Annotated in this window: 20 protein-coding genes; 9 read left to right on the top strand and 11 right to left on the bottom strand. The window is 73.7% G+C overall.

From position 1 onward, the window contains the following. The first annotated feature begins 177 nt into the window (after positions 1 to 177). The 5 genes from ACFLFB_RS00770 to ACFLFB_RS00790 all read left to right on the top strand — a co-directional run bounded on the left by ACFLFB_RS00770 (position 178) and on the right by ACFLFB_RS00790 (position 8,312). Positions 178 to 1,197: a BMP family ABC transporter substrate-binding protein gene (locus ACFLFB_RS00770; protein WP_392543796.1), complete on the top strand. Its 1,020-nt coding sequence runs from the start codon at positions 178 to 180 to the stop codon at positions 1,195 to 1,197. 9 nt (positions 1,198 to 1,206) lie between these two features. Further along, on the top strand, positions 1,207 to 2,793 hold the full coding sequence (locus ACFLFB_RS00775) for an ABC transporter ATP-binding protein (RefSeq protein WP_392543797.1): 1,587 nt from the start codon (positions 1,207 to 1,209) through the stop codon (positions 2,791 to 2,793). Next, a complete protein-coding gene (locus ACFLFB_RS00780; RefSeq protein WP_392543798.1) occupies positions 2,790 to 3,869 on the top strand; it encodes an ABC transporter permease in 1,080 nt (359 codons plus the stop codon). The genes ACFLFB_RS00775 and ACFLFB_RS00780 overlap by 4 nt, the downstream gene beginning before the upstream one ends. Next, the gene (locus ACFLFB_RS00785; RefSeq protein WP_392543799.1) at positions 3,866 to 4,744 is read left to right on the top strand and encodes an ABC transporter permease; all 879 of its coding nucleotides are present in this window, start codon (positions 3,866 to 3,868) and stop codon (positions 4,742 to 4,744) included. Before ACFLFB_RS00780 ends, ACFLFB_RS00785 begins: the two co-directional genes overlap by 4 nt. A gap of 259 nt (positions 4,745 to 5,003) precedes the next feature. Then, positions 5,004 to 8,312 carry an ExeM/NucH family extracellular endonuclease gene (locus ACFLFB_RS00790; protein ID WP_392543800.1) on the top strand — a complete coding sequence of 1,103 codons (3,309 nt, stop codon included), beginning with the start codon at positions 5,004 to 5,006 and terminating at the stop codon, positions 8,310 to 8,312. Between the two features lie 75 nt (positions 8,313 to 8,387). On the opposite strand, the gene ACFLFB_RS00795 is transcribed toward ACFLFB_RS00790, so the two are convergent. Beyond that, positions 8,388 to 9,101 (bottom strand): M50 family metallopeptidase, encoded by a 714-nt coding sequence (locus tag ACFLFB_RS00795; protein WP_392543801.1) that lies wholly within the window; start codon positions 9,099 to 9,101, stop codon positions 8,388 to 8,390. A gap of 47 nt (positions 9,102 to 9,148) precedes the next feature. Then, a complete protein-coding gene (locus tag ACFLFB_RS00800; RefSeq protein ID WP_392543802.1) occupies positions 9,149 to 10,702 on the bottom strand; it encodes a DEAD/DEAH box helicase in 1,554 nt (517 codons plus the stop codon). A gap of 348 nt (positions 10,703 to 11,050) precedes the next feature. Here ACFLFB_RS00800 and ACFLFB_RS00805 point away from each other — a divergent pair, with 348 nt between their 5' ends. Next, entirely contained in the window at positions 11,051 to 11,716 is a 666-nt protein-coding gene (locus ACFLFB_RS00805) for an LON peptidase substrate-binding domain-containing protein (RefSeq protein WP_392543803.1), read from the top strand. A 25-nt stretch (positions 11,717 to 11,741) separates the two neighbouring features. On the opposite strand, the gene ACFLFB_RS00810 is transcribed toward ACFLFB_RS00805, so the two are convergent. From ACFLFB_RS00810 to ACFLFB_RS00830, 5 genes are read right to left on the bottom strand one after another with little or no spacing between them, the layout of a single operon-like run. Continuing rightward, entirely contained in the window at positions 11,742 to 12,626 is an 885-nt protein-coding gene (locus tag ACFLFB_RS00810; RefSeq protein WP_392543804.1) for a glycosyltransferase family 2 protein, read from the bottom strand. Beyond that, on the bottom strand, positions 12,623 to 12,964 hold the full coding sequence (locus ACFLFB_RS00815) for a sugar 3,4-ketoisomerase (protein ID WP_392543805.1): 342 nt from the start codon (positions 12,962 to 12,964) through the stop codon (positions 12,623 to 12,625). Before ACFLFB_RS00815 ends, ACFLFB_RS00810 begins: the two co-directional genes overlap by 4 nt. 41 nt (positions 12,965 to 13,005) lie before the next feature. Then, complete coding sequence (locus tag ACFLFB_RS00820; RefSeq protein WP_392543806.1) at positions 13,006 to 14,100, bottom strand: DegT/DnrJ/EryC1/StrS family aminotransferase; 1,095 nt, start codon at positions 14,098 to 14,100, stop codon at positions 13,006 to 13,008. Then, positions 14,094 to 14,957, bottom strand: coding sequence for a 3-keto-5-aminohexanoate cleavage protein (locus ACFLFB_RS00825; RefSeq protein WP_392543807.1), 864 nt, complete (start codon positions 14,955 to 14,957; stop codon positions 14,094 to 14,096). Before ACFLFB_RS00825 ends, ACFLFB_RS00820 begins: the two co-directional genes overlap by 7 nt. Continuing rightward, entirely contained in the window at positions 14,933 to 15,616 is a 684-nt protein-coding gene (locus tag ACFLFB_RS00830) for a hypothetical protein (protein WP_392543808.1), read from the bottom strand. The genes ACFLFB_RS00825 and ACFLFB_RS00830 overlap by 25 nt, the downstream gene beginning before the upstream one ends. Before the next feature lie 114 nt (positions 15,617 to 15,730). Between ACFLFB_RS00830 and ACFLFB_RS00835 the strand changes: the two genes are divergently transcribed. Continuing rightward, positions 15,731 to 16,012, top strand: a complete 282-nt coding sequence (locus ACFLFB_RS00835; RefSeq protein ID WP_392543809.1) for a MazG nucleotide pyrophosphohydrolase domain-containing protein — start codon at positions 15,731 to 15,733, stop codon at positions 16,010 to 16,012. A gap of 12 nt (positions 16,013 to 16,024) precedes the next feature. Here ACFLFB_RS00835 and ACFLFB_RS00840 read toward each other — a convergent pair whose 3' ends face one another. Together ACFLFB_RS00840 and ACFLFB_RS00845 are read right to left on the bottom strand one after the other, a co-directional pair. After that, the gene (locus tag ACFLFB_RS00840) at positions 16,025 to 17,227 is read right to left on the bottom strand and encodes a hypothetical protein (RefSeq protein WP_392543810.1); all 1,203 of its coding nucleotides are present in this window, start codon (positions 17,225 to 17,227) and stop codon (positions 16,025 to 16,027) included. A gap of 16 nt (positions 17,228 to 17,243) precedes the next feature. Continuing rightward, positions 17,244 to 18,008: a fructosamine kinase family protein gene (locus tag ACFLFB_RS00845; RefSeq protein ID WP_392543811.1), complete on the bottom strand. Its 765-nt coding sequence runs from the start codon at positions 18,006 to 18,008 to the stop codon at positions 17,244 to 17,246. An 84-nt stretch (positions 18,009 to 18,092) separates the two neighbouring features. On the opposite strand from ACFLFB_RS00845, the gene ACFLFB_RS00850 reads away from it, so the two are divergent. Both ACFLFB_RS00850 and ACFLFB_RS00855 read left to right on the top strand, forming a co-directional pair. Next, the gene (locus ACFLFB_RS00850; RefSeq protein WP_392543812.1) at positions 18,093 to 18,869 is read left to right on the top strand and encodes a GAF and ANTAR domain-containing protein; all 777 of its coding nucleotides are present in this window, start codon (positions 18,093 to 18,095) and stop codon (positions 18,867 to 18,869) included. A gap of 21 nt (positions 18,870 to 18,890) precedes the next feature. Beyond that, positions 18,891 to 20,045: an App1 family protein gene (locus ACFLFB_RS00855; protein ID WP_392543813.1), complete on the top strand. Its 1,155-nt coding sequence runs from the start codon at positions 18,891 to 18,893 to the stop codon at positions 20,043 to 20,045. A 95-nt stretch (positions 20,046 to 20,140) separates the two neighbouring features. Here the strand turns inward: ACFLFB_RS00855 and ACFLFB_RS00860 are convergent, their stop codons facing one another. Both ACFLFB_RS00860 and ACFLFB_RS00865 read right to left on the bottom strand, forming a co-directional pair. Further along, positions 20,141 to 21,070: a hypothetical protein gene (locus ACFLFB_RS00860; protein ID WP_392543814.1), complete on the bottom strand. Its 930-nt coding sequence runs from the start codon at positions 21,068 to 21,070 to the stop codon at positions 20,141 to 20,143. Then, the gene (locus tag ACFLFB_RS00865; RefSeq protein ID WP_392543815.1) at positions 21,067 to 21,612 is read right to left on the bottom strand and encodes an RNA polymerase sigma factor; all 546 of its coding nucleotides are present in this window, start codon (positions 21,610 to 21,612) and stop codon (positions 21,067 to 21,069) included. The genes ACFLFB_RS00860 and ACFLFB_RS00865 overlap by 4 nt, the downstream gene beginning before the upstream one ends. Positions 21,613 to 21,763: the final 151 nt, after the last annotated feature.

The following is a 21,763-nucleotide window of genomic DNA, read 5'->3' on the forward strand; positions in this document are numbered from 1 at the left end:
TTCCCGTTACACCGAATTCCCACAGCACGCCGGGCAAAGTCTGCCGAGGTCATCGGGGCTTTCTGGCGGATGCCGACAACGATCCGCGGCGGCTCGGTTCCCACACTCGACGACAACGGACATCACCCAGCCGGCCCCCCGCATCCGGCGGTCCCGAGTCTTCCCAGGAGCGCGCCCATGACCCGCACGACCACCCGCCTCGTCGCCGCAGCCGCCGTCCTGCCGCTCTTCCTCCTGGGGGCCTGTGGCTCCGAGGAGGAGGGCGCCGCCGGCGGTGGTGGCGCCACCGACGGCAAGGTGAAGATCGCCGCGATCTTCTCCGGCCCCACCAACGACGCCGACTACAACGCCGTCGGCCTGGCCGCCCTCAAGGCCGCCGAGACGTCCGGCGCCGAGATCTCCTTCACCGAGAAGGTGGCCGTCCCCGACATCGAGGCCCGCCTCAACGAGGCCGTCGGCGACGGCGCCGACGTCGTGTGGACCCACGGTTCGCAGTTCTACGAGGCGACGGCGAAGATCGCCAAGGCCAACCCCGACGTCGCCTTCATCGGCGAGTACGACGGTGAGGCCAAGGGCCTGCCGGCCAACGTGTGGACCATCGACCGCCAGTTCCACATCGGCTTCTACGGCATGGGGGTGTTCGCCTCCAAGCTGAGCAAGACCGGCACCGTCGGCTACGTCGGCGGCCTGTCGCTGCCGTTCTCCATGGCCGAGGTCCACGCCATGGAGCAGGCGATGAAGGACACCGGCGCCGGCACCACCATCAAGCCCGTCTGGACCGGCGACTTCAACGACGCGGCCAAGGCCCAGCAGTTCGCCACCCAGCTCATCGGCAGCGGCGCCGACGTCGTCGTCGGCTCGCTCAACCAGGGCGCCACCGGCACCTTCCAGGCGTTCGAGGGCAAGCCCGAGGGCTCCGGCTGGGTCACCGCCAAGTACACCGACAAGTCCAAGGCCGCGGGCAGCCACTACGCCGGCTCGCTCGAGTACGACTTCACCCAGCCCCTGGCCGACGTCCTCGCCAAGATCAAGGCCGGCACGACGACCGGTCGCTACCCCCTCGGCTTCGACACCGGCGTGAAGATCCAGATGTCCGACGGGGTCCCCGCCGACGTCAAGGCCGCCGTCGACGAGACGGTCGCGAAGGTCACCTCGGGCGAGATCAAGGTCGCGCTCGACACCTCCAAGATCGGCTGACCTCGGGCGATGAGCGACACGACGGCCCCCGCGGCCGCCCCCCTCCTGCGGATGTCCGGCATCCGCAAGACCTTCGGGCCGGTCGTGGCCCTGGACGGCGTCGACTTCACGGTCGCGCCGCGCCAGGTCCACGGCCTGCTCGGCGGCAACGGCGCGGGCAAGACGACCCTGATGAACGTCCTCTACGGGCTGTACGCCCCGGATGCCGGCACGGTCGAGATCGAGGGCCGGCCCGTCGACATCGCCTCGCCCCGCGACGCCATCGCGGCCGGGGTGGGCATGGTGCACCAGACCTTCCTGCAGGTCGACGTGTTCACCGTGGCCGAGAACGTCGTCCTCGGGACCTCCACCAAGGGCATCGACGTCGTGGAGCGGCTGCGCGAGCTGTCCGACCGGTTCGGCCTGTCGGTCGACCCCACCGCCCGCGTCGCCGACCTCCCCGTCGGGGTGCGCCAGCGAGTCGAGATCCTCAAGGCGCTCTACCGCGGCGCCAAGGTCCTCGTCCTCGACGAGCCGACGACCAACCTCACGCCGCAGGAGGTCGACGACCTCTTCGGCTCGATGCGCGCCATCGTCGACGAGGGGATGTCGGTCGTCCTCATCACCCACAAGATCCGCGAGACGATGGCCGTCTGCGACGCGATGACGATCATGCGCGACGGCCAGTGGGTCGCCACGGTCGACGCCGCGCAGACCACCGCCGACGACCTCGCCTCCCGGATGGTCGGCTCGGCCGCCGACGCGGACGACGACACCGTCAAGCTCGCCCTCGGTGAGGTCGAGGTCGGCGAGGCCACCATCGACACCCCCCACGCCACCGGCACCGACGCCGAGGACGCCGACGCGGCCGAGGGGCTCGTCGTCCGCGGCCTGACGGTCCAGGGTCCCGGCGGCGCCACCGGCCCCGCCCTCGTCGACGACGTGTCGATCACCCTGCGCCGCGGCGAGATCCTCGGCATCGCCGGCGTGGCCGGCAACGGACAGGTCGAGCTGGCCGAGGCCCTCACCGGATGCCGTTCCGCCGCAGGCTCGTTCGTGCTCGACGGCACCGACCTCGCCGGCCGGTCGACCGCCGACTGGCTCGACGCCGGCGTCGTCTACGTCCCCGAGGACCGCCAGCGCGACGGCATCCTGCCCGGGGCCGGCATCACCGAGAACCTCGTCCTGGGCTCGCACCGGCGCCGTGCGCGGGGCGGCCTCATCAACTGGGGCGAGGCCCGTGCCGAGGCCGTGACGGCCATCGAGGAGTTCAGCGTCAAGACGCCGAGCGCCTCCACGCCGTGCGGCCAGCTCTCCGGCGGCAACATCCAGCGCGTCATCCTCGCCCGCGCCTTCGCACACCAGCCCAAGGTCCTGTTGCTGCACAACCCGACCCGCGGCCTCGACATCGCCTCCACGGCCTTCGTCTACGACCGCGTGCGGCGGGCGGCCTCCGAGGGCTGCGTCGTCATCGTCATCTCCGAGGACCTCGACGAGGTCATCGCCCTGGCCGACCGCGTCTCGGTCGTCTACTCCGGCCGGCTCGTCGGTGACGTCGCCCGCGGCGCCACCGACCCGTACGAGCTCGGCCGCCTCATGACAGGAGTGGGTGCATGAGCACCGCCGTCCTCGCCCGGCCCACCGTGGCCGACCGCGCCCGCACCGCCGCCGTCGCGGCGGTGCCCTACGTGCTGGCGGTCCTCGCGGCGTTCGCGGTCGTCGCGGTCGTCATCGTGCTGCTCGGCCACGACCCGGTGCGGGCGTTCCGCGCGGTGCTCACCAACTCGTTCCGCAACCCCACGGGCATGGTCCAGACCCTGCAGAAGTGGGTGCCGCTCACCCTGCTGGCGCTCGCCTTCGCCATCCCCCTGGCCGCCGGCCGGTTCAACATCGGTGGCGAGGGGCAGATGATCCTCGGCGCCACCGGCTCGGTGGCCGTCGGCATCACGCTGTCGGACCTGCCGCTCGTCGTGCTGCTGCCCCTGACGATCCTCGCGGGCGTCGCGGCCGGCGCGGTCTGGGCCGGCATCTCGGCCTGGCTGATGCAGCGCTTCCACGTCAACGAGATCCTCTCCACGGTCCTGCTGAACTTCGTGTCGTTCGAGATCCTCGACTTCTTCGCGTCGGTCGTCTGGTCCGACCCGGGCGCGGGCGGAGCGGTGACCCTCCCCATCGGCGAGGGCGCGGTGCTGCCGACGCTGGGCCGCCCCCCGATGCACGTGGGTGTCATCCTCGTGGCCCTGCTGGCCGCTGCCGCAGCGGTTCTCGCGCGCCGCAGCGTCGCCGGCTTCGAGCTGACGGCCGTCGGCCTCAACGAGCGTGCGGCGCGCCTCCACGGCGTGCGCACCGGTCGCGTCGCCGTGATGTCGATGGTCGTGGCGGGCGCCATCGGTGGTCTCGCCGGCGCCATCGAGGTCGCGGGCGTCCACCAGCGGATGCTCGAGGGGATCCAGAGCAACTTCCTGCTGCTCGGCATCATCATCGGGCTCATCGCCCGGGGGTCGCTGACGGCCGTGCCGTTCGTGGCGTTCGGGATCGCCGTCCTCGAGGTCGGCGCCGGCTCGATGCAGCGCGTCTCGGGGGCGCCCGTCGAGATCGTCCTCATCCTCGAGGGCCTGATCCTGCTGTTCATCCTCATGTCCGACGTCGTCGTCACCCGGATGCGACGCTCCCGAGCGAAGGCGGCGTCATGACCGAGTTCATCGCCCTGACGATCACCGCGATGGTCCCGTTCCTCTTCGTCGCGCAGGGCACGATGCTCAGCGGCCGCGCCGGCATCTTCAACGTGTCGCAGGAGGGGCTCATGCTCCTCGGTGCGGCCGTGGGCTACCTCGTGTCGCTGGCGGTCGGCTCCAACGCCGTCGGCCTCGTCGTCGCGGGCCTGGCCGGAGCCGTGTTCGGCGCGGTACTGGCCTGGGCGACGACCTACCTGCGGATGGACCAGTTCGTCGTCGGCCTGGCCCTGTTCTTCCTCGCGGGCGGCACGGCGAGCCTGCTCTACCGCGTCGTCATCGGTGACGACGAGCCGCCGCGCATCAAGCCGTTGCCCGCGGTGCTGCTCGGGCAGGACCTCCTCGTCTACCTCGCGATCGCGATGTCGGTGGCGCTGTGGTGGTGGCTGTACCGCACCGACGCCGGCATGCGGCTGCGCTCGGTGGGTGAGAACCCCAAGGCCGCCGACAGCCTCGGCATCGACGTCGTCCGCACCCGGATGGTCGCGGGCACCGTCGGCGCCGCCCTGATGGCGACTGGCGGCGCCTACCTGCCGATGGTCTTCTCCGGGGTCTACGCCGACGGCATCGTCGCCGGCCGCGGCTGGCTCGCCATCGCCCTGGCGTTCTTCGGCGGCTGGCGCCCGCAGCTCATCGCCCTGGGGTCGCTGTTCTTCGCCGCGATGGAGGTCATGGCCCAGAAGGCGCAGGTCTCCGGTTTGGCGATCCCCCACCAGTTCGTGTCGATGCTGCCCTACGTGGCGACCCTGCTCGTCATGGTCTTCGCGTTCCGCTGGGCCCTCGTCCCGCAGTTCCTCGGTCGCAACTACGACCGGGAGTCCAGGCTCGTCGGCTAGCGCCGCGGGCCCGCCCCGACGCCGCCTCCCACCCTGCTCGGGAGGCGGCGCCGCGGCATGCCCGGCGGCGGGTCGGCCTGTCCCCGAGCCCGGTCCGACGTTCACCAGCCGTTCGCCGATGAGCCGGTTCCTAGCGGTCGCGGGGGCCCCCGGGGGGTGTTAGGTTCACGCCGCAAACCTGTGGTCGAGGCGGCGTGACCCGTCGGCCTCCCACCCTTTCCCTGGAGGATGTATGGCCGTCTCGCCGTTCCGTCGGTTCGTGACGAGGGTCGCCGTCGGCGCCCTCGCCGTGGCCGTTCCCGTCGTGCTGACGCCCCCGCCGGCGTCGGCTGCCGCCCCCACCGAGCTGTTCATCTCGGAGTACGTCGAGGGCTCGAGCCAGAACAAGGCGCTCGAGATCTACAACGGCACCGCAGCGGGGGTGAACCTCGCCGACCAGGGGTACAACGTGCAGTTCTTCGCCAACGCGAACACCGCCGCGGGACTGACGATCGCCCTCACGGGCACCGTGGCGCCCGGCGAGGTCTTCGTGCTCGCCCAGGCCTCGGCGGACGCCGCGGTCATCGCGGTCGCGGATCAGCAGAACACGAGCACCAGCTGGTACAACGGCAACGACACCGTCGTCCTGCGCAAGGGCACGACCGTGGTCGACTCGCTCGGCCAGATCGCGTCGAACCCCACGACCGAGTGGGGTAGCGGCCTCACCAGCACCGCCGACAACACGCTGCGCCGCAAGGCCTCGATCTGCGCCGGTGACACGGACCCGACCAACGCCTTCGACCCATCGGTCGAGTGGAACGGGTTCGCCAACAACACCTTCGACGGCCTCGGCAGCCACACCTCCGACTGCGGCGGCACCCCGCCGACCGACGCGGCCCCCACCGTCGCCAGCGTGACCCCGGTGGCCGGCTCGACCGCTCCCGCGGACACGGACGTCGTCGTGACGTTCAGCGAGGTCGTCTCGGCCCCCGCCTCCGCCTTCGCGCTGAGCTGCGCCGGCTCCCCGGTGGCCTTCGCCCTGACCGGCGGCCCGACCACCTACACCCTGAACCCGACGACGAACCTCGCCGCGGACGCCGCGTGCACGCTCACCGTCACGGGCTCGGCCGTCAGCGACACCGACACCATCGACCCGCCGGACACCATGGCGGCCGACCACACCTCGGCCTTCACCGTCGCCCCGGCGCCGGTCGACCAGTGCGCGCTTCCCGCGACCGCCATCGGGGCGGTGCAGGGCTCTGGCGAGGCCACCCCCGTCGCCGGCCAGCAGCGCACGGTGCGCGGCGTCGTCATCGGCGACCACGAGGGCCCGTCCCCCAACCTGCGCGGCTTCTACCTCCAGGACTCCGGTGACGGCGACGCCGCCACCTCCGATGGCATCTTCGTCTTCAACGGCGGCAACCAGGACCTCGTCTCCCTCGGTGACGTCGTCACGGTGACCGGCACCGCCGGCGAGAGCAACGGACAGTCGCAGATCTCGACCAACGCGGCCGGCATCTCGGTCTGCGGCACCGGCACCGTCGCCCCGACCGAGGTCGCGCTGCCCGTCTCGAGCCTCGCCGACCTCGAGAAGGTCGAGGGCATGCTCGTCACGTACCCGCAGGACCTCTACGTGACCGAGCACTTCCAGCTCGGCCGCTTCGGGCAGGTCACGCTCTCCGGTCTCGACCGCCTCGACGTGCCCACCAACGTCGTGGCGCCCGGCGCCGCGGCCCAGGCACTCCAGGCCGAGAACAACCTGCGCAAGATCGTTCTCGACGACTCCACCCAGGCCCAGAATCCCGACCCCATCCCGTTCGCCCGCGGCGGCCAGCCGCTGTCGGCCGACAACACGCTGCGCGGCGGTGACACCGTCGCCGGCCTCACCGGGGTCATGACCTACACCTGGGGCGGCAACGCCTCCAGCCCGAACGCGTACCGGGTCCGCCCGATCCGCGCGCTCGGCGGTGCGGTGGACTTCGAGCCCGCCAACCCGCGCCCCTCCGTGCGTGAGGACGTGCACGGCGACGTCGCCGTCGGCGCGATGAACCTGCTCAACCTGTTCAACACCTTCACCGGCTGCCAGGGCGGTGACGGCGGGGCGTCCCTCGACTGCCGTGGCGCCAACACCTCGGTGGAGTTCGAGCGCCAGGTCGCCAAGACCGTCGCGGCGATCACCAAGGTCGACGCCGACGTCCTCGGCATCAACGAGATCGAGAACGACGGCTACGGCTCGACCAGCATGGTCCAGGAGCTCGTGAACCGCCTCAACGTCGGCCGCACGGAGGCCGAGCGGTACACCTTCGTCAACCCGGACCCGGCCAACGGCGTCAACAGCCTCGGCAGCGACGCGATCAAGGTCGGCATGCTCTACAAGCCGGCCGAGGTCACCCCGATCGGCACGACCGCGGTCCTCAACACCGTGGCCTTCGTCAACGGTGGCGACCCCGCCCCCCGAGCGCGCCCCTCGCTGGCCCAGGCCTTCCGGGTGAACGCGACCGGTGGCACCTTCGTCGCCGACGTGAACCACTTCAAGTCCAAGGGTTCGCCGTGCAGCGTCCCCGACGCCGGTGACGGCCAGGGCAACTGCAACGCGGTCCGCACCCGGTCCGCGCAGGAGCTGGGCAGCTGGCTCGCCTCCGACCCCACGGGCACCGGCGAGGCCGACGCCCTCATCCTCGGCGACCTGAACTCGTACGCGAAGGAGGACCCGATCCGCACCCTCGAGTCGGCCGGGTTCACCAACCTCGTCAACGAGTTCGTCGGCGACGACGCCTACTCGTACGTCTTCGACGGGCAGTGGGGCTACCTCGACCACGCCCTCGGCAGCGCCGGGATCGTCAGCCAGGTCACCGGGGTCACGGAGTACCACATCAACTCCGACGAGCCCGCGATCCTCGACTACAACACCGAGTTCAAGTCGGCCGGCCAGATCGCCAGCCTGTACGCGCCGGACGAGTTCCGGGTCTCCGACCACGACCCGATCATCGTGGGCCTCAAGCCGAACTCGGCGCCCACGGTCGAGGCGGCGTTCGTCGACGGCTCCGTGTCGTGCGGCACCGGCAACGCCTCGCTGAAGGTCACCTTCACCGACCGCGACGAGGCCGACACCCACCGGGCCACCGTGGCCTGGGGTGACGGCACGCCCGACACCGTCGTCGACCCGGCCACGAGCCCGCTGACCCTGGCGCACACCTATGCCAGGGCCGGCCGCTACACCGCCACGGTCACCGTCACCGACAGCCACGGCCTGTCGACGACGAGGACCGCGGCGGTCACCGTCGAGTACACGAGCACCGGCATCCTGCCGCCGCTCGGCAAGGGCACGACGGCCAAGTACGGCTCGACCGTGCCGGTGAAGATCCAGTACCGCGACTGCGACGGCACGGTCCCGACCGGCATCGCGCCCGTCGTCACGGTCCGCCAGGGCTCCACGGTGCTCGTCACCGGCTCGCCGACCCTCGCCGACGGCGAGTGGAAGTACGAGCTCAAGACGGGCGGCCTGCCCGGTCCCGGCACCTACACGGTCACCGTGACCGTGCCGGCCACGGGCCAGACCGACACGGCGACGCTGACGCTGCGTCGCTGACCGCAGCACCACCGCACGACGCAGGAGGCGCCCCACCGCGAGGTGGGGCGCCTCCTGTCGTGAGGGGGCTGACCCTCAGGCGAGGAGCCCGGCGGCGCGCAGGACGGTGGTGCCGACGACCCACGACGCGAACAGGCAGGCGAGGACGAAGGTCACGTTCCACAGGACCGTCGGCACGCGGGTGAGGCGCGCGAGGACCTCCGGGTCGCTCGTGCCGCGGCGGGGCGCGCCGAGGACGGCCCCGAGGTGGCGCCAGGCACCGACGAGGAGGGCCACGCCGGCGGCCACGACCACCTGGGCCTGCAGCTCGCCGCCGGCCGCCCACCACAGTGCCCCCGCCCCGAGGAGGACGCCGAGGACGACCGCGGCGGTGAGGACCGAGCGGACCCGCAGCAGCGCCGCCACGAGGAGGACGAGGACCCCGGTGAGCACCGGCGCCGACCAGCCGCGCGCGGCGAGGACGACGAGGAGGGCCCCGACGAGCGCCGGGGCGGGGTAGCCGGCCCAGGTGGTGAGGACGCGGCCGGGGCCGCGCGCCGGGCCCACCGTGACGGCGTGCCCGGACATGTCACCGCGCAGGACGAAGCCGGTGAAGCGTCGGCCTGACAGGACCCCGACGAGGGCGTGGCCGAGCTCGTGGACCAGGGTCACGCCGAGGCGCAGCACGGTCCAGAGCGGGCCGAACGCGACCGCGACGAGCGCGACACCGAGGACGACGAGGACGGGCGTCCCCGACAGGGACACCGCGTCCTCCGGGAGCACGCGGGCCCACACCGTGTCGAAGTCCATGGTCGAAGGACCGTAGCCGCTCACGCTGGGCGTGGGCTGGGCGGGTCTCAGCGCGAGCGTCGGCCGCCCGCGCCCTCGGAGAACGACGCCGCGCCACGGGCGGGCCGACCGTTCGAGGGACGACCGGAGGACGCGGGGCGCTGGCCACCGGTGCCGCGGCCGCCACCGTTCGCGGGGCGACCACCGCCGGACGCCGGGCGCGAGCCCGAGGACGTGGAGTACATGGGGGTCGACCCGCCGGCGGGGGCGCCGCCCTGGCGGCCGCGGCCACCACCGTTGCCGCTGCCGCCACCCTGGCGACGGGGACGGCCGGAGCCGGCGTCCGCGCCGGTGCGCGGGGTGCGGGGGCCGCGCGGCGCACCGCCACCGCCGCCGTTGCCACCGGTACGACGGCCACCCTGGGCCGGGGCGTCGGGCGAGGTGAACGCGCCGTCGAAGGTGCGCTCCCCCGGGGCGATCGTCTGGAGGAACGGGTGCGTCGCGGTGACCTTGGTCGTCGTCGGCTTGATGCCGGCCCGGCGGGTGAGGTCACGCACGTCGCGGGCCTGGTCGTCGGTCATCAGGGTCACGACGGTGCCCGAGGCGCCGGCGCGGGCGGTGCGCCCGGAGCGGTGCAGGTACGCCTTGTGCTCGGTGGGCGGGTCAGCGTGGATGACGAGGGCGACGTCGTCGACGTGGATGCCGCGGGCCGCGATGTCGGTGGCGACGAGCGTGCGCGCCGCGCCGGAGTGGAAGGCGTCCATCGTGCGGGTGCGGGCGTTCTGGCTGAGGTTGCCGTGCAGCTCGACCGCCGGGACACCGGAGCCGTTGAGCTGCTTCGCGAGCTTCTTGGCGCGGTGCTTGGTGCGGGTGAACACGACGGTGCGGCCCGGGGCGGCGACGAGGTCGAGCAGGACGCCGGCGTGCGAGTCGGCGGTGACGTGCAGGACGTGGTGGTCCATCGTCGAGATCGGCGACTGCGCCGAGTCGGCCTCGTGCGTGACGGGGTTCTGGAGGTAGCGGTTGGCGATGACGCCGATGCCGGCGTCGAGCGTCGCGGAGAACAGCATCCGCTGGCCGTTGCGGGGGGTGGCGTCGAGGAGGCGGCGCACCTGCGGGAGGAAGCCGAGGTCGGCCATGTGGTCGGCCTCGTCGATGACGGTGACCTCGACGGCCTGGAGCGAGACGTGGCCCTGGCCGATGAGGTCCTCGAGGCGGCCGGGGCACGCGACGACGACGTCGACGCCGCGGCGGATGGCCGAGACCTGCGGGCCCTGGCCCACGCCACCGAAGACGGTGCGCGAGGTGAGGCCGAGGCGAGCCGCGAGCGGCGCCATCGCCTCGTCGATCTGGGCGACGAGCTCACGGGTCGGCGCGAGGATCAGCGCACGGGGCTGGCGGGCGCCGCGCTGGCGACCGCTGGCCGCGAGCCGGGCCAGGACGGGCAGGAGGAAGGCGACGGTCTTGCCGGAGCCGGTGCGGCCCCGGCCCAGCACGTCCCGACCCGCGAGGGAGTCGGGCAGCGTCGCGGCCTGGATGGGGGTGGGCGTCGTGATCTCGCGGGTGGCGAGGACCTCGACGAGGGAGGTGGGCACGCCGAGCGCGCCGAAGGTGGTGGACAAGAGAGATCTCCGTAGGCGAGTGGGGTCGTCGCGACGGTCGCGTCGGCGACGACGGGGATGTTCTGCCGGGCGGGCTCTGGGGCCTCGGCGCCGCGCCAGGAGTGGTCTCCCGGTTCGCGTGGCATCGACATCAGACATTCGACGACCCGAGGCAGATGGCGGGCCGTGGGGTCCATCCTACGGGGTGGGCACCGACATCCCCGCATCGCGCCGGGTCCCGCACCCCTCGAACGTGGGTGAAGAGCGTCGGTATGACGACGGTTCTCACCCACGTTCGCAGGGGGTCGACGGGTTCGACAGCGCTCGCCGACCCTCGTCGGGGCGCTCGCGACGTGCCTAGAGTGGCGCATGGCGTTGCTCCCGCTCTTCCCGCTGGGCACCGTGCTCCTGCCCGGCGCGCGGCTGCCCCTGCAGCTGTTCGAGCCGCGCTACCTCGAGCTCGCGCGGCAGCTCGCCGAGCAGGCGGAGGACGAGCGGCGCTTCGGCGTCGTCCTCATCCGCAAGGGGCACGAGGTCGGCCCGGAGGCCGCCGGCGACCTCCACGGCATCGGCTGTGAGGCCCGGGTCGACGCGATGGCGTTGGCGGAGAGCCCGATCGGCACGGTGGTGCACCTCGTGGCCACGGGCGTGCGGCGCTTCCGGCTCGACGACGTCGACACCGGGGCCGGCACCCCGTTCACCACAGGCGTCGTCACGTGGCTGGAGGAGGCGACCGCGTCGGGAGACGCCGCTGTGGCCGCGCTCGCCGCGACGGCGCTGCGCGAGCACGCCGACTACCTCGAGCGGCTCGGTGCCGTGGCCGACCCGGTGGAGGCCCCGCTGGGCCAGGTCGCCTACCGCGTCGTCGAGCGGATGGTCCTCGACCCCGCCGACCGGCAGCGCGTCCTCGACGGCGCGGATGCCGCCACCAGGCTGCGCACCGCGCTGTCGCTGCTGCGTCGCGAAGCGGCGATCGTCGGGCGCTTCGGGGCGCTCCCGTCCTCCCCGCCGCCGAGCGGGGCGTCGTTGAACTGACCTCGCGGACAGGCGGTGTCCCGCGTCAGGGGGCGCCGCGGACCGCCGCCCGGGCGGTGCGCGCGAGGCGTCGGGGCAGCGCCGTGCCCCGCCACCAGACGGAGTCGCGGAAGTGCCGGACCCGGTACCCCTCCTCGACCAGGGCCCGGCGCGCCGCCGTGTGGCACATCTCGTCGAGGACGTCCTGCGCGTCGGGGCTGCGCACGAAGTCCCACCACCGCAGCAGCTCGGCGAGCCGCTCGTCCGCGGTCCAGGTGTCGCGACCGTCCTCGGAGGTGGGCAGCTGCAGGGCCGTCATCCGTGACGACGTCGCCCCCCGGAACCCGGGTCGGCGCATGAACTTCGCGAACTGGTGGTGGTCGGGCTGGTCGCCGACTGGGGTGGTTTCCCAGGGGTCGTCGAGGGCGAGGTAGGCCCCGCGGGTGTGGCCGGTCCCGGTGACGCTGACCTTGTTGTAGAACGGCTTTCGCGCCGTGTGAGCAGCGATCTCGTGGGGGTCGGAGAGGTCGGACGCGAAGAGGTGGATGCGGCCGGAGGTCGTGACGAAGCCGTTCCAGCACTGCACGAGGTCGTGGTCCTCGAGGAGCGCGAGCAGGTCGGCGACGTGGTCGCGCAGGAAGAGGTCGTCGTCGCAGAGGTAGAGGATCGCGTCGCTGCGCGCCTCGAGCACCGCGGTGTGCCGGTGGACCTCCCCGTGGTGCGGACCCTTGGGGAGGTCGAGGAAACGCACCCGCGGGTCGGCGAGCAGCGGCTGGACCGCCGCGCGCACGTCATCCGTGACGCCGTCACCGATGATGATGACCTCGACGTCCGCGACGGTCTGGGCCAGGGCGCTGGCGACCGCCACGGGAAGGGTCGACGGCTTGTTGTGCGTCGGGACGAGGATGCTCGCGCGCGGGGTGGTCGTCATCCGACATACGCCTGGTCGGCGAGGACGACGACCGTCGCGCCCGGGGTCAGGTGGTAGACCACGTCGGCCCCCGGCTCGATGAGGCAGGCCTCGCCGGGGCGGCCGAGGTGGTGCTCGGCCACCTCGGGTGGGTCGTCCCCGCGACGCGTGGTGAGGACGACGCGGGCACTGCCGGTGACGAGGACGAGGAGCTCGCGGCACGGCACCCCGTGGTCGCCGCGGGTCGCACCCTCCTCGGGGGCCACGACCACGAAGACGCGCTCGGGCGTGAAGGGCAGCCCGTCGAACTCCACGGGGACGAGGCGGCCACGGGGGTCGTCGAAGACGGGGAACGTCACGACGGGAGGGTCCACCGCCGGCTGTCGGGGCTCGACCGCGGTCACGACGCGTCCCGCCACGCCTCGAGGGCGGCCACGACGGCCTCCACCTCGTCGTCGGTGAGCTCGGGGAAGCACGGCAGGGTGAGCTTCTCGTGGCGCTGCCGGTCGGCCACGGCGGTGCGGCCTCCGCGGGGGGCGATGCCGCGCATCTCGCCGGTGAGGTGCGGGTAGTGCACCGCGGTGCCGACCCCGGCCCGGTGGAGGTGCTCGCGCAGGGCGTCGCGCCGCGCGTCGAGGACGACGGCGTGGTGGGCCACGCCGGCCACGGGGTCGCCGTGCACGCGGGTCGCGCTGCCGTGCAGGGCCTTCCGGTACCGGTCGAGCAGGGCCCGGCGACGGGCGTTGCGGCGGTCGAGGTGCGGCAGCCGGGCCGACAGCACCGCGGCCTGCAGCTCGTCGAGGCGGGAGTTGCGCCCCCGCGGGTGGTCGACGCTGCCCCGCTCGCCCCAGCCGTACTCCCTCAGCGAGCGGGCGCGCTCGGCCGTGGCGGGGTCGTGGAGCAGGAGGGCGCCGCCGTCGCCCACGGCGGCGAGGTTCTTCGTCGGGTAGAAGCTGAACGTCGCGGCGTCGCCGGTGCGGCCCACGTGCCGGCCGTCGGGGCGCGCACCGTGCGCCTGCGCGCAGTCCTCGACGAGCAGCAGCCCCTCGGCGCTGCGCCAGGCGTCGATCGCCACGAGGTCGAGCGGGTCCCCGTGGAGGTGGGTGACGACGACGGCCGCGGTGCCCGGCACGAGGGCGGCGGACAGGAGCTCGACGGTCGGCCCCATCGTGACCGGGTCGACGTCGTGGACCACGGGTTCGAGCCCGACGGCCCGCGCGGCCTGCCCGGCGAAGCCGGAGTCATTGGGCGGGACCAGGACCCGGCTGCCGGGGGGCACTCCGAGGGAGGCGAGGGCGAGGCAGAGGGCGTCGCTGCCGTTCCCGGTCCCGACCACCTCGCCGCCGCCGACGTAGGCCGCGAGCTCGCGCTCGAACCGCGCCACCGACGGGCCCAGCACCCACTGCTGCGCGTCGACCACGGCGAGCACCGCCTCGCGGACCGCCGCCCTCTCCTCCGGTGCCAGGCGGGTCGGCGCGGCGACGGGGATCACCACGTGGCGGTCCCGTCGAGGATGCCGCGCAGCTCTCCGGACGTCATCACCCGGCGGTCGAGGGTGTCGATCAGCCCGTGGATCCGCTCGACGAGACCGGGGTTGGTCGCGAGGGTGGTGCGCCCGCGGTCGAGGTGGATGCCGTCCTCGAGCCCGACCCGCACGCCGCCGCCGGCCGCCAGGGCGATCGCCTGGGCGGGGAGCGCGAACGCCCCCAGGCCCGCCCCGGACCACACGGCGTCGTCGGGGAGCCGGTCCACGGTGAGGCCGATCTCCGAGGGGGTCGCCTGCAGCCCGGACACGTTGCCGAAGAACAGGTTCGCGACGATCGCGCCCGGGAGCAGGCCCTGCTTGCGCAGCACGTTGACGACGTTGACCATCCCCATGTCGAAGATCTCGAGCTCGGGGGTGATGCCGCGGTCGAGCATGATCTGGGCCAGCCCGCGCACGGTCTCCGGGGCGTTGACCGACGCCCCGGAGATGAAGTTCAGCGACGACAGGGTCAGCGACGCGAGGTCGGGCTTGAGGTCGCCGTCGAGGGCGAGGCAGTCGGCGCGCCGCTCGAGCTCGGTCCAGGTGCGCCCGCTCGTGCTGACGTTGACGAGCACCTCGGGGGCCGCGTCGCGCACCGCGCCGACGATCCGCTCGTAGGTGTCGCGCGTCCACGTCGGCACGCCCTCGTCGTCACGGGCGTGGATGTGCACCGACGTGATGCCGATGGCCGCGGCCTCCGCGACGTCGCGGGCGATCTCCTCCGGCGTGACGGGCACGTGCGGCGTCATCGCCTTGGTCGGCACCATGCCGGTCGGGGCGAGGACGATCGGGACCGGCCGGTTCAGCTGGGCGAGCAGTGCGGACACGTGGGTTCCTCCCCGTCGGTGGACGCTGCGGCGCGGACGACCCGCGCTGGGTTGCCGAGAACGATGTCGCCGGGCGCGACGTCCTTGGTGACCACGGCGCCGGCCCCGACGACCGCCCCGGCCCCGACGGTCCGCTCGGGCAGCACCGTGGACCCGGCGCCGACGAACGCGCCGGCGCCGATGGTGACCCCGCCGGCGAGGACGACCCCCGGCCCCACGTGCGCCGCGGTGCCGAGGCGGGAGTGGTGGCCGACGGAGGCCGAGCGGTTGACGTGGGCCAGGCAGCCGAGGGTGGTGTGCGCGCCGAGGACCGCGCCGGCGTTGACGTAGGCGCCGTGGTTCACGACGGTCGAGGACGCGAGCACCGCCGTCGGGTCGACGAGGGCGACCGGATGCGTCAGCCCGGCGGCGATGGCCGCCCGCTCCGCGCCGAGCCGGGCGGCGGGAGAGGCGACGCCGAGCACGTGGGGCCGTGCGTCCGGGGGGCCGAGGTCGGCGAGGTCGGCGAGGTCAGCCGTCAGCCCGGGCAGTGACGGGTCCGCGGAACCGTGGTTGTCGACGCACCGCACATCGAGGCCGAGTCGCCGGGCCGTCTCCACGACCTCCCAGGCGTAGGGCGTCGCGACGGCGTAGACGACGAGTACCGCCGCTTCGTCCATCCGCGCAATCTAACGGCTGCCCGGACCCGCGCGAGAGGGTTCGTGACAGACCCCGGTGCGGTGGCCCGTCATCGGGTCCGGAACGCCTCCACGGTGCCGGGTAGGTTGCCCGCCATGGACCTCGCACACCTCCAGGACGTCATCGAGCGCACCTTCGGCGAGCGGGACCGGGAGCGCGGGGTGCCGAGCACCGTCGCGTGGCTGGCCGAGGAGGTCGGCGAGCTGGCGCAGGCCGTGCGCAAGGGGACCCAGGCGCAGCGCGAGCACGAGTTCGGCGACGTCCTCGCGTGGGTGGCGTCGCTGGCCAACCAGGTGGGCGTCGACCTCACCGCCGCGGTCGACCGCTACGCCACGGGGTGCCCCCGGTGCGGGGCCTCCCCCTGCACCTGCCCCTGAGGGCGGATCGGGTCAGTCGTCCTCGGCCGCGACCCGGAGCAGGTCCCGTTCGACGAGGGAGCGGACCGCGTCGATGACGAGCGCCTCGGCCTCCGGGTGCGGCCCGAGGTCTGCGGTGGCCTCCTCGACGAGCCGGGAGACCGGGACGGGGTGCTCGGCCGCGAGCCAGAGGGTGGCCGCGAGACCGGGCAGCGTGCTGGGGACCCGTTCGTGCAGGACGAGGACGGAGCCGTCGGACGCGAGGGCGTCACCGAAGGGGGCGCGGACGACCTCCGTCGCGATGCCGATGGCGGCGAGGTCACCGTGCTCCCTCGGCTCGGGCGGGTCCACGTCCTCGGAGGGGTCGAGGACGGCCGCGCTCGCCGGTGCCGTCCCGCCGATCCACGTCCACTGCACCGTCTCCGGCTCGCCGCCGGGAGCCCGGCCCGCGGCCAGGTCCTCGACGAGCGCGGCGCAGTCGCCGATCTCGCGGTAGCGCATCCGCCACGGCCCGTGGCCCGCGGTCAGCACGGTGGCAAGGCGCTCGAGGGGTCGCTCGAGGCTGGGCAGCGCGGAGGTCTGGGGCAGGGCGAGGGCCGCGGCATCCACGAGCGCGAAGGGCTCGAGCACTGGCTCCTCGACGTCGTCGGTGCGCTCGAGGACCACGGTGGCGACGAGGTGGAGGTCGTCGGGGGCGCGCAGCAGGCCCAGCTCGTCGGGTGAGTGCTCGGTCTTGGCCATCGGCTCGGCCGGGTCGACGACGACGGACAGCGGCTTGGCGTAGGCGCGCACCCGCAGGTCGTCCTCGACCGCCACCGTCTCGTCGGAGACGTACCCGAGCCGTCGTCCGAGGACGCGGGCCGCCGTCGTCTTGCCGGTGCCCGACGGGGCCACGAGGGCGACGGTCGCACCGTCCGGGCTCGCGAACCCGGCGGCGTGGAGCATGAGGCAGGTCCCGGTGCGGCGCAGGATCGACGCGTGGGTCACGGCCCGCGAGACGGCGTACGGCAGCTCGTCGTCGGTGACCACGACGACCTCCTCGTTGAGGACGATGAGCGTGTCCTCGCCGCGCGTGACCACGAACTCCGGTGTCGCGGAACCGTCTCCGGCAGCGCTCGCCGCGTCCTCGGGGATGCTCGCCCGGCGCCAGAGGTCCTCGAGGTGCGCGGCGAGGTCCGGCTCGAGTCCCGAGACGTCGAGCCGCCACCGGGACCCGAACGCGTCGATGAGGAGCACCGGGCCAGTGTGCCGGTCAGAGGTACCGCGCTGCGGCACGAACGGCCTGACCCGCGTACGCGCCCCCGAACAGGACGGCGTGGAGCAGCAGCGGGTGGACCTGGTGCAGCGCGACCCGGTCGCGCCACCCCTCCACGAGCGGCGCGACCTCCTCGTAGCCGGCGAGGACCCGGCCGAGGTCGGGGCAGCCGAACAGGGCGAGCATCGCGAGGTCGGCCTCGCGGTGCCCGCCGTGGGCCGCGGGGTCGATGAGCACGGCGCCCTCGGGCGTCCACACGACGTTGCCCGCCCAGAGGTCGCCGTGCAGCCGGGCCGGGGGGTCGCCCGTGTCGAGGGCGCCGCCCGCCACGACCTCCGTGAACCGGTCGAGGACGACGGCGTCGTCGGCGGTGAGGGACCCGCGGTCGCGGCCGAGCCGCACATGCGGCGCGATGCGGGCCGCGGCGAGGAAGGACCCCCACGTGTCCCACGACCCGAGGACGAGGGGCAGCGGCTCGCTCGTGGGGCCGAGCCACCCGTCCCCCTCCCACCCCGGCGGGCCGGCGCCGAAGGCCGGTGCCCCCGCGGCGTGGGTGCGGGCCAGGCCCCGACCGAGGGCCTCGGCGTGGGCCGGCGTCGGTGCCGCCGGCTCGAGGCGGCGCAGGTCGAGGTGGGTGGGTCCGACCTCGAGCACCTCGACGACCCGGGCCCCGTGCGCCTGCGCGAGCCAGCGCAGGCCGGCCGCCTCCCACGACGCGTACCGCTCCGCCCCGGGTGCGACGTTCTTGCGGAACGGGCTCATGGTCCACATCGTCGCAGGTGGGAGACGGTGGCAGCCCGACGTGAGTACGCTGCGACCGCACCCTGCGCACCTGGAGGACCCGTCATGACGAACACCCTCGCCGACCACTCGGGCGACCCCCTCGTCGAGCCGGGCGAGGACCCGCACACCGCGGTCCTCGCGGCGCTGACCAACGACCTCGGCGGGGTCCTGGAGTCGATGGAGCAGGTCTCCGACTACCTCGAGCGGGTGGTCCACGCCGTGCGTCGCCACATCGACGGGTGCGACGAGGTCGGCATCACGGTGATGTCCGCCGACCGACCGCACACCGCGGCCTACACGACCGTGCAGACGCTCGAGATCGACGCCGTCCAGTACGCCCTGAACGAGGGGCCGTGCCTCGATGCCGCCCGCCACCGCCGCGAGAACCACGTCCCCGACCTCGTCGTCGACGACGGCCGGTGGCCGAACTTCGCCCACGAGTGCCGCGAGGAGGGGATGCGCAGCCTCCTCGCACTACCCCTGCTGAGCGGCACGGAGTGCGTCGGCGCCATCAACCTCTACGCCTGGGCGCCGCACGCGTTCGACGCCTTCGACGCGGCCCTGGTGCGGGTGGCGGCGGCGCGCTGCGCCGACGCCCTCGTCGCGGTGACGGTCCTCGACGGCGCCCGCCGCCTCGCCGGGCAGCTCGAGCAGGCGATGGCCAGCCGGGCGGTCATCGAGCAGGCCAAGGGCGTCATCATGGCAATGCGCGGGGTGCCCGAGCACGAGGCGTTCGAGGTGCTGCGCAAGACCTCGCAGGACCGCAACGTCAAGGTGCGGGTCCTCGCGCAGCAGATCGTCACCGGGGTGAGCACCCCCGACGACCCGAAGGCGTCATGAGCCTGCTCTAGCATCGGGCACATGCCGCGACCGCACGCCGCGTCACTCGTCGAGGACGCCTACCACTCCCGGAAGGCGGACCTGCTGGATGCCCGGGGGTGGGTGACCCGCGTCGTGCCCTCCACGGGGTACGGGAGCGTGAGCCAGCTGCGGGTGTTCGGCCGCGTCATCATGACCCGCGGCCTCCCCGAGGACGAGCCCGAGGAGCCCACCTACGCGGCGCGGCTGCGGGCCGTCGAGCTCGAGACGCGCGGCTGGCGGGCGTTCGTCGCGACCCCGGCCGTCGACGAGCCGGTCACGGTGCGGGTCAACGGCCGGATCATCACCACGCGCACCGACCGGGGCGGCTACATCGACCTCGCGGTGCGCGGCCACGGGCTGTCCCCGGGCTGGCACCGGGTCTACATCGGCTCGCCGCGGGCCGAGACGATCGACGTGCCGGTGCTCGTCGTGGGCACCACGGTGACCCACGGCATCATCAGCGACATCGACGACACCGTGTTGTCGACCTCGCTCCCCCGGCCGATGATCGCGGCCTGGAACACGTTCATGCGGTCCGAGGGCGCGCGCAAGCCGGTGCCCGGGATGGCGACGATGTACCGCGAGCTCGTGGCCGAGCGCCCCGACGCCCCGGTCATCTACCTCTCCACGGGCGCCTGGAACACCGCCCCGGCGCTCACCCGGTTCCTGCGGCGCAACGGCTACCCCGCCGGGCCGCTGCTCATGACCGACTGGGGGCCGACGAACACCGGGTGGTTCCGGTCGGGGCAGGAGCACAAGCGCGCGCAGCTGCACCGGCTGGCGCGCGAGCTGCCGCACATCAAGTGGCTGCTCATCGGTGACGACGGTCAGCACGACCCGCGGCTGTACACCGAGTTCGCCTCGCGCCGGCCCGACCACGTGCGGGCCATCGCCATCCGCGAGCTGTCGCCCGGCGAGCAGGTGCTCTCGCACGGCGTCCCGCTCGCGAACGACAACCTCAACCCGGCGCCCACCGAGGACCTCGAGGTCCCGTTCCTGCGGGCCCCCGACGGCTACGGGCTCGCGACGCAGGTGCGCGGCATCTGGCGGCAGGGCGACGTCCCGGTGCGGACCCTCGCGCGGCACGCGTCGGGCGTCATCACCTCGGTCGACGACCCGCCCGCGTGGCTCCTCCCCGACCCCGACGAGCGCTGACCCCTCCCCCCGGGGTCCGTCGTCACGCTACGGGGCAGGACGTGTCGTGGTCACGACACGTCCTGCCCCGTAGCGGGGGGTGTGGCGGCGCACCGTCAGTTGATCCGGATCCAGGTGTCGGCCAGCCCGCCGAGCCGCTGGCAGCTGTCGGCGGCGAGCTCGGTGTCCAGCGAGCCGATGGTGGAACGCGCCGAGGCGTAGACGGCCGGACACCGCGGCGCGAGGTCGGAGGTGAAGGTGAGCGCGCCGTCGGTCGCGATGGCGACCTTGCCGCGGTACGCCGCGGTGCCGGCCCCGAGGTCCTGCACGGCGTAGGAGGCCGAGGCGTCGATGGTCATGAGCGTTCCCGTGCCCTGGAGCAGCCAGGTCCCCCTGAGGTGACCGGGGTCGGTGACCGGGATCGGGCCGGTGGTCGCCGGGTCCGGCCGCAGCGCGGCGCCCGCGACCGAGACCGGGGACAGGCGGGTGAAGTGCCAGTCGGGCTCGCCAGGGTCCTCGGGGCCGATGCACTCCGGGCTCTGCCCGGTCCCGTGCAACCGCATCCGCCCCTCGGCGGAGATGGTGGCCGCCCACCGCGCGGAGCAGCCCACCGCCTCGAACGGGTCGCCCCCGGAGTCGAAGCCGCCGGGGGCGGGTCGCACGGTGAACGCGGTGGCCGTCCCCTTGCCGGTGAGGAGGTTCGGCTCGTCCGACTGCACCACGCGGCCGTCCGCGCCGAACCGCCACAGCCACCGCGACCCGTCGACGTGCCAGATGCCCTCGAGCTCGGCCAGGGTGACCGGTGGGGGGACGGCAGGCGGCGCGGCCTCCGGGTCGCCGCGCAGGGCCAGGATGCCGAGGACGAGGCCCGTCACCGCGCACGCGGCGACCAGCCCCTGCCAGACGGTGCCCTGCCGCGGGGGCCGCGGGGCCCGCTCCCTCAGCTCGAGCTCCTGCTCGAGCCGGTCGACGTCCTGCGTGGTCATCTCGAGCCCTTCGCCGTAGGCGCGCAGCGCCTCGCTGACCCTGCGCTCGATCGTGGTCATCGGGAGTCCCCCAGACGTGACTGCAGGGTCGCCAGCCCGCGGTGGGCGTGGCGCTTGACCGAGCCGATCCCGATCTCGAGGAAGTCGGCCGTCTCCCGCTCGCTGAGCTGCAGGTAGTAGCGGCAGGTGACGACCTCGCGCTGGCGCTGCGGCAGCGCGCGCACGAGCTGCGCGAGCCGGTCGGCCTCGTCCCGGGCGACGACCGCGGTCGCCGCGTCCGGACCGGCCACGGAGGTGCGAGCCACGGCCTGCAACAGCGGTTGGCCGCGCCGGGCGCTGTACATCCGGCGCTGGTCCGAGCGACAGCGGTTGATGACCCCCGAGCGGAGGTAGGCCAGCGCCGACTTCTCGTCACGTGGCGGCCAGTGCCGGAACAGCGACAGGTACACCTCCTGCACGGCTTCCTCCGCCTGCCCGCGGTCGCCGAGGAGGACGTAGGCGAGCCGGACCAGCTCGGTGCAGTGGGCCCGGAACAGTCCCTCCAGGGCCTGCTCCCGCGTCCCGCGGGGCGCGGTGGGCCCGGCGTCGATCGCTCGCGTCACCACGTCCCACCTCCGACCCAGCACCAGCAGTGCGTCCTGAGGAGGAGTCGCGTGTCCTGCCGGAAGGTTGACCCGTCGGGAGCCCGACCTCGGGCGCCATCCCAGAATGCCCCCGCTGTCCAGCCCTCGCGACCTCCTCGAGCTCGCTACG

Origin of the sequence: Oryzobacter telluris (assembly GCF_043099285.1) — a bacterium.
Classification (GTDB): Bacteria; Actinomycetota; Actinomycetes; order Actinomycetales; family Dermatophilaceae; genus Oryzobacter; species Oryzobacter telluris.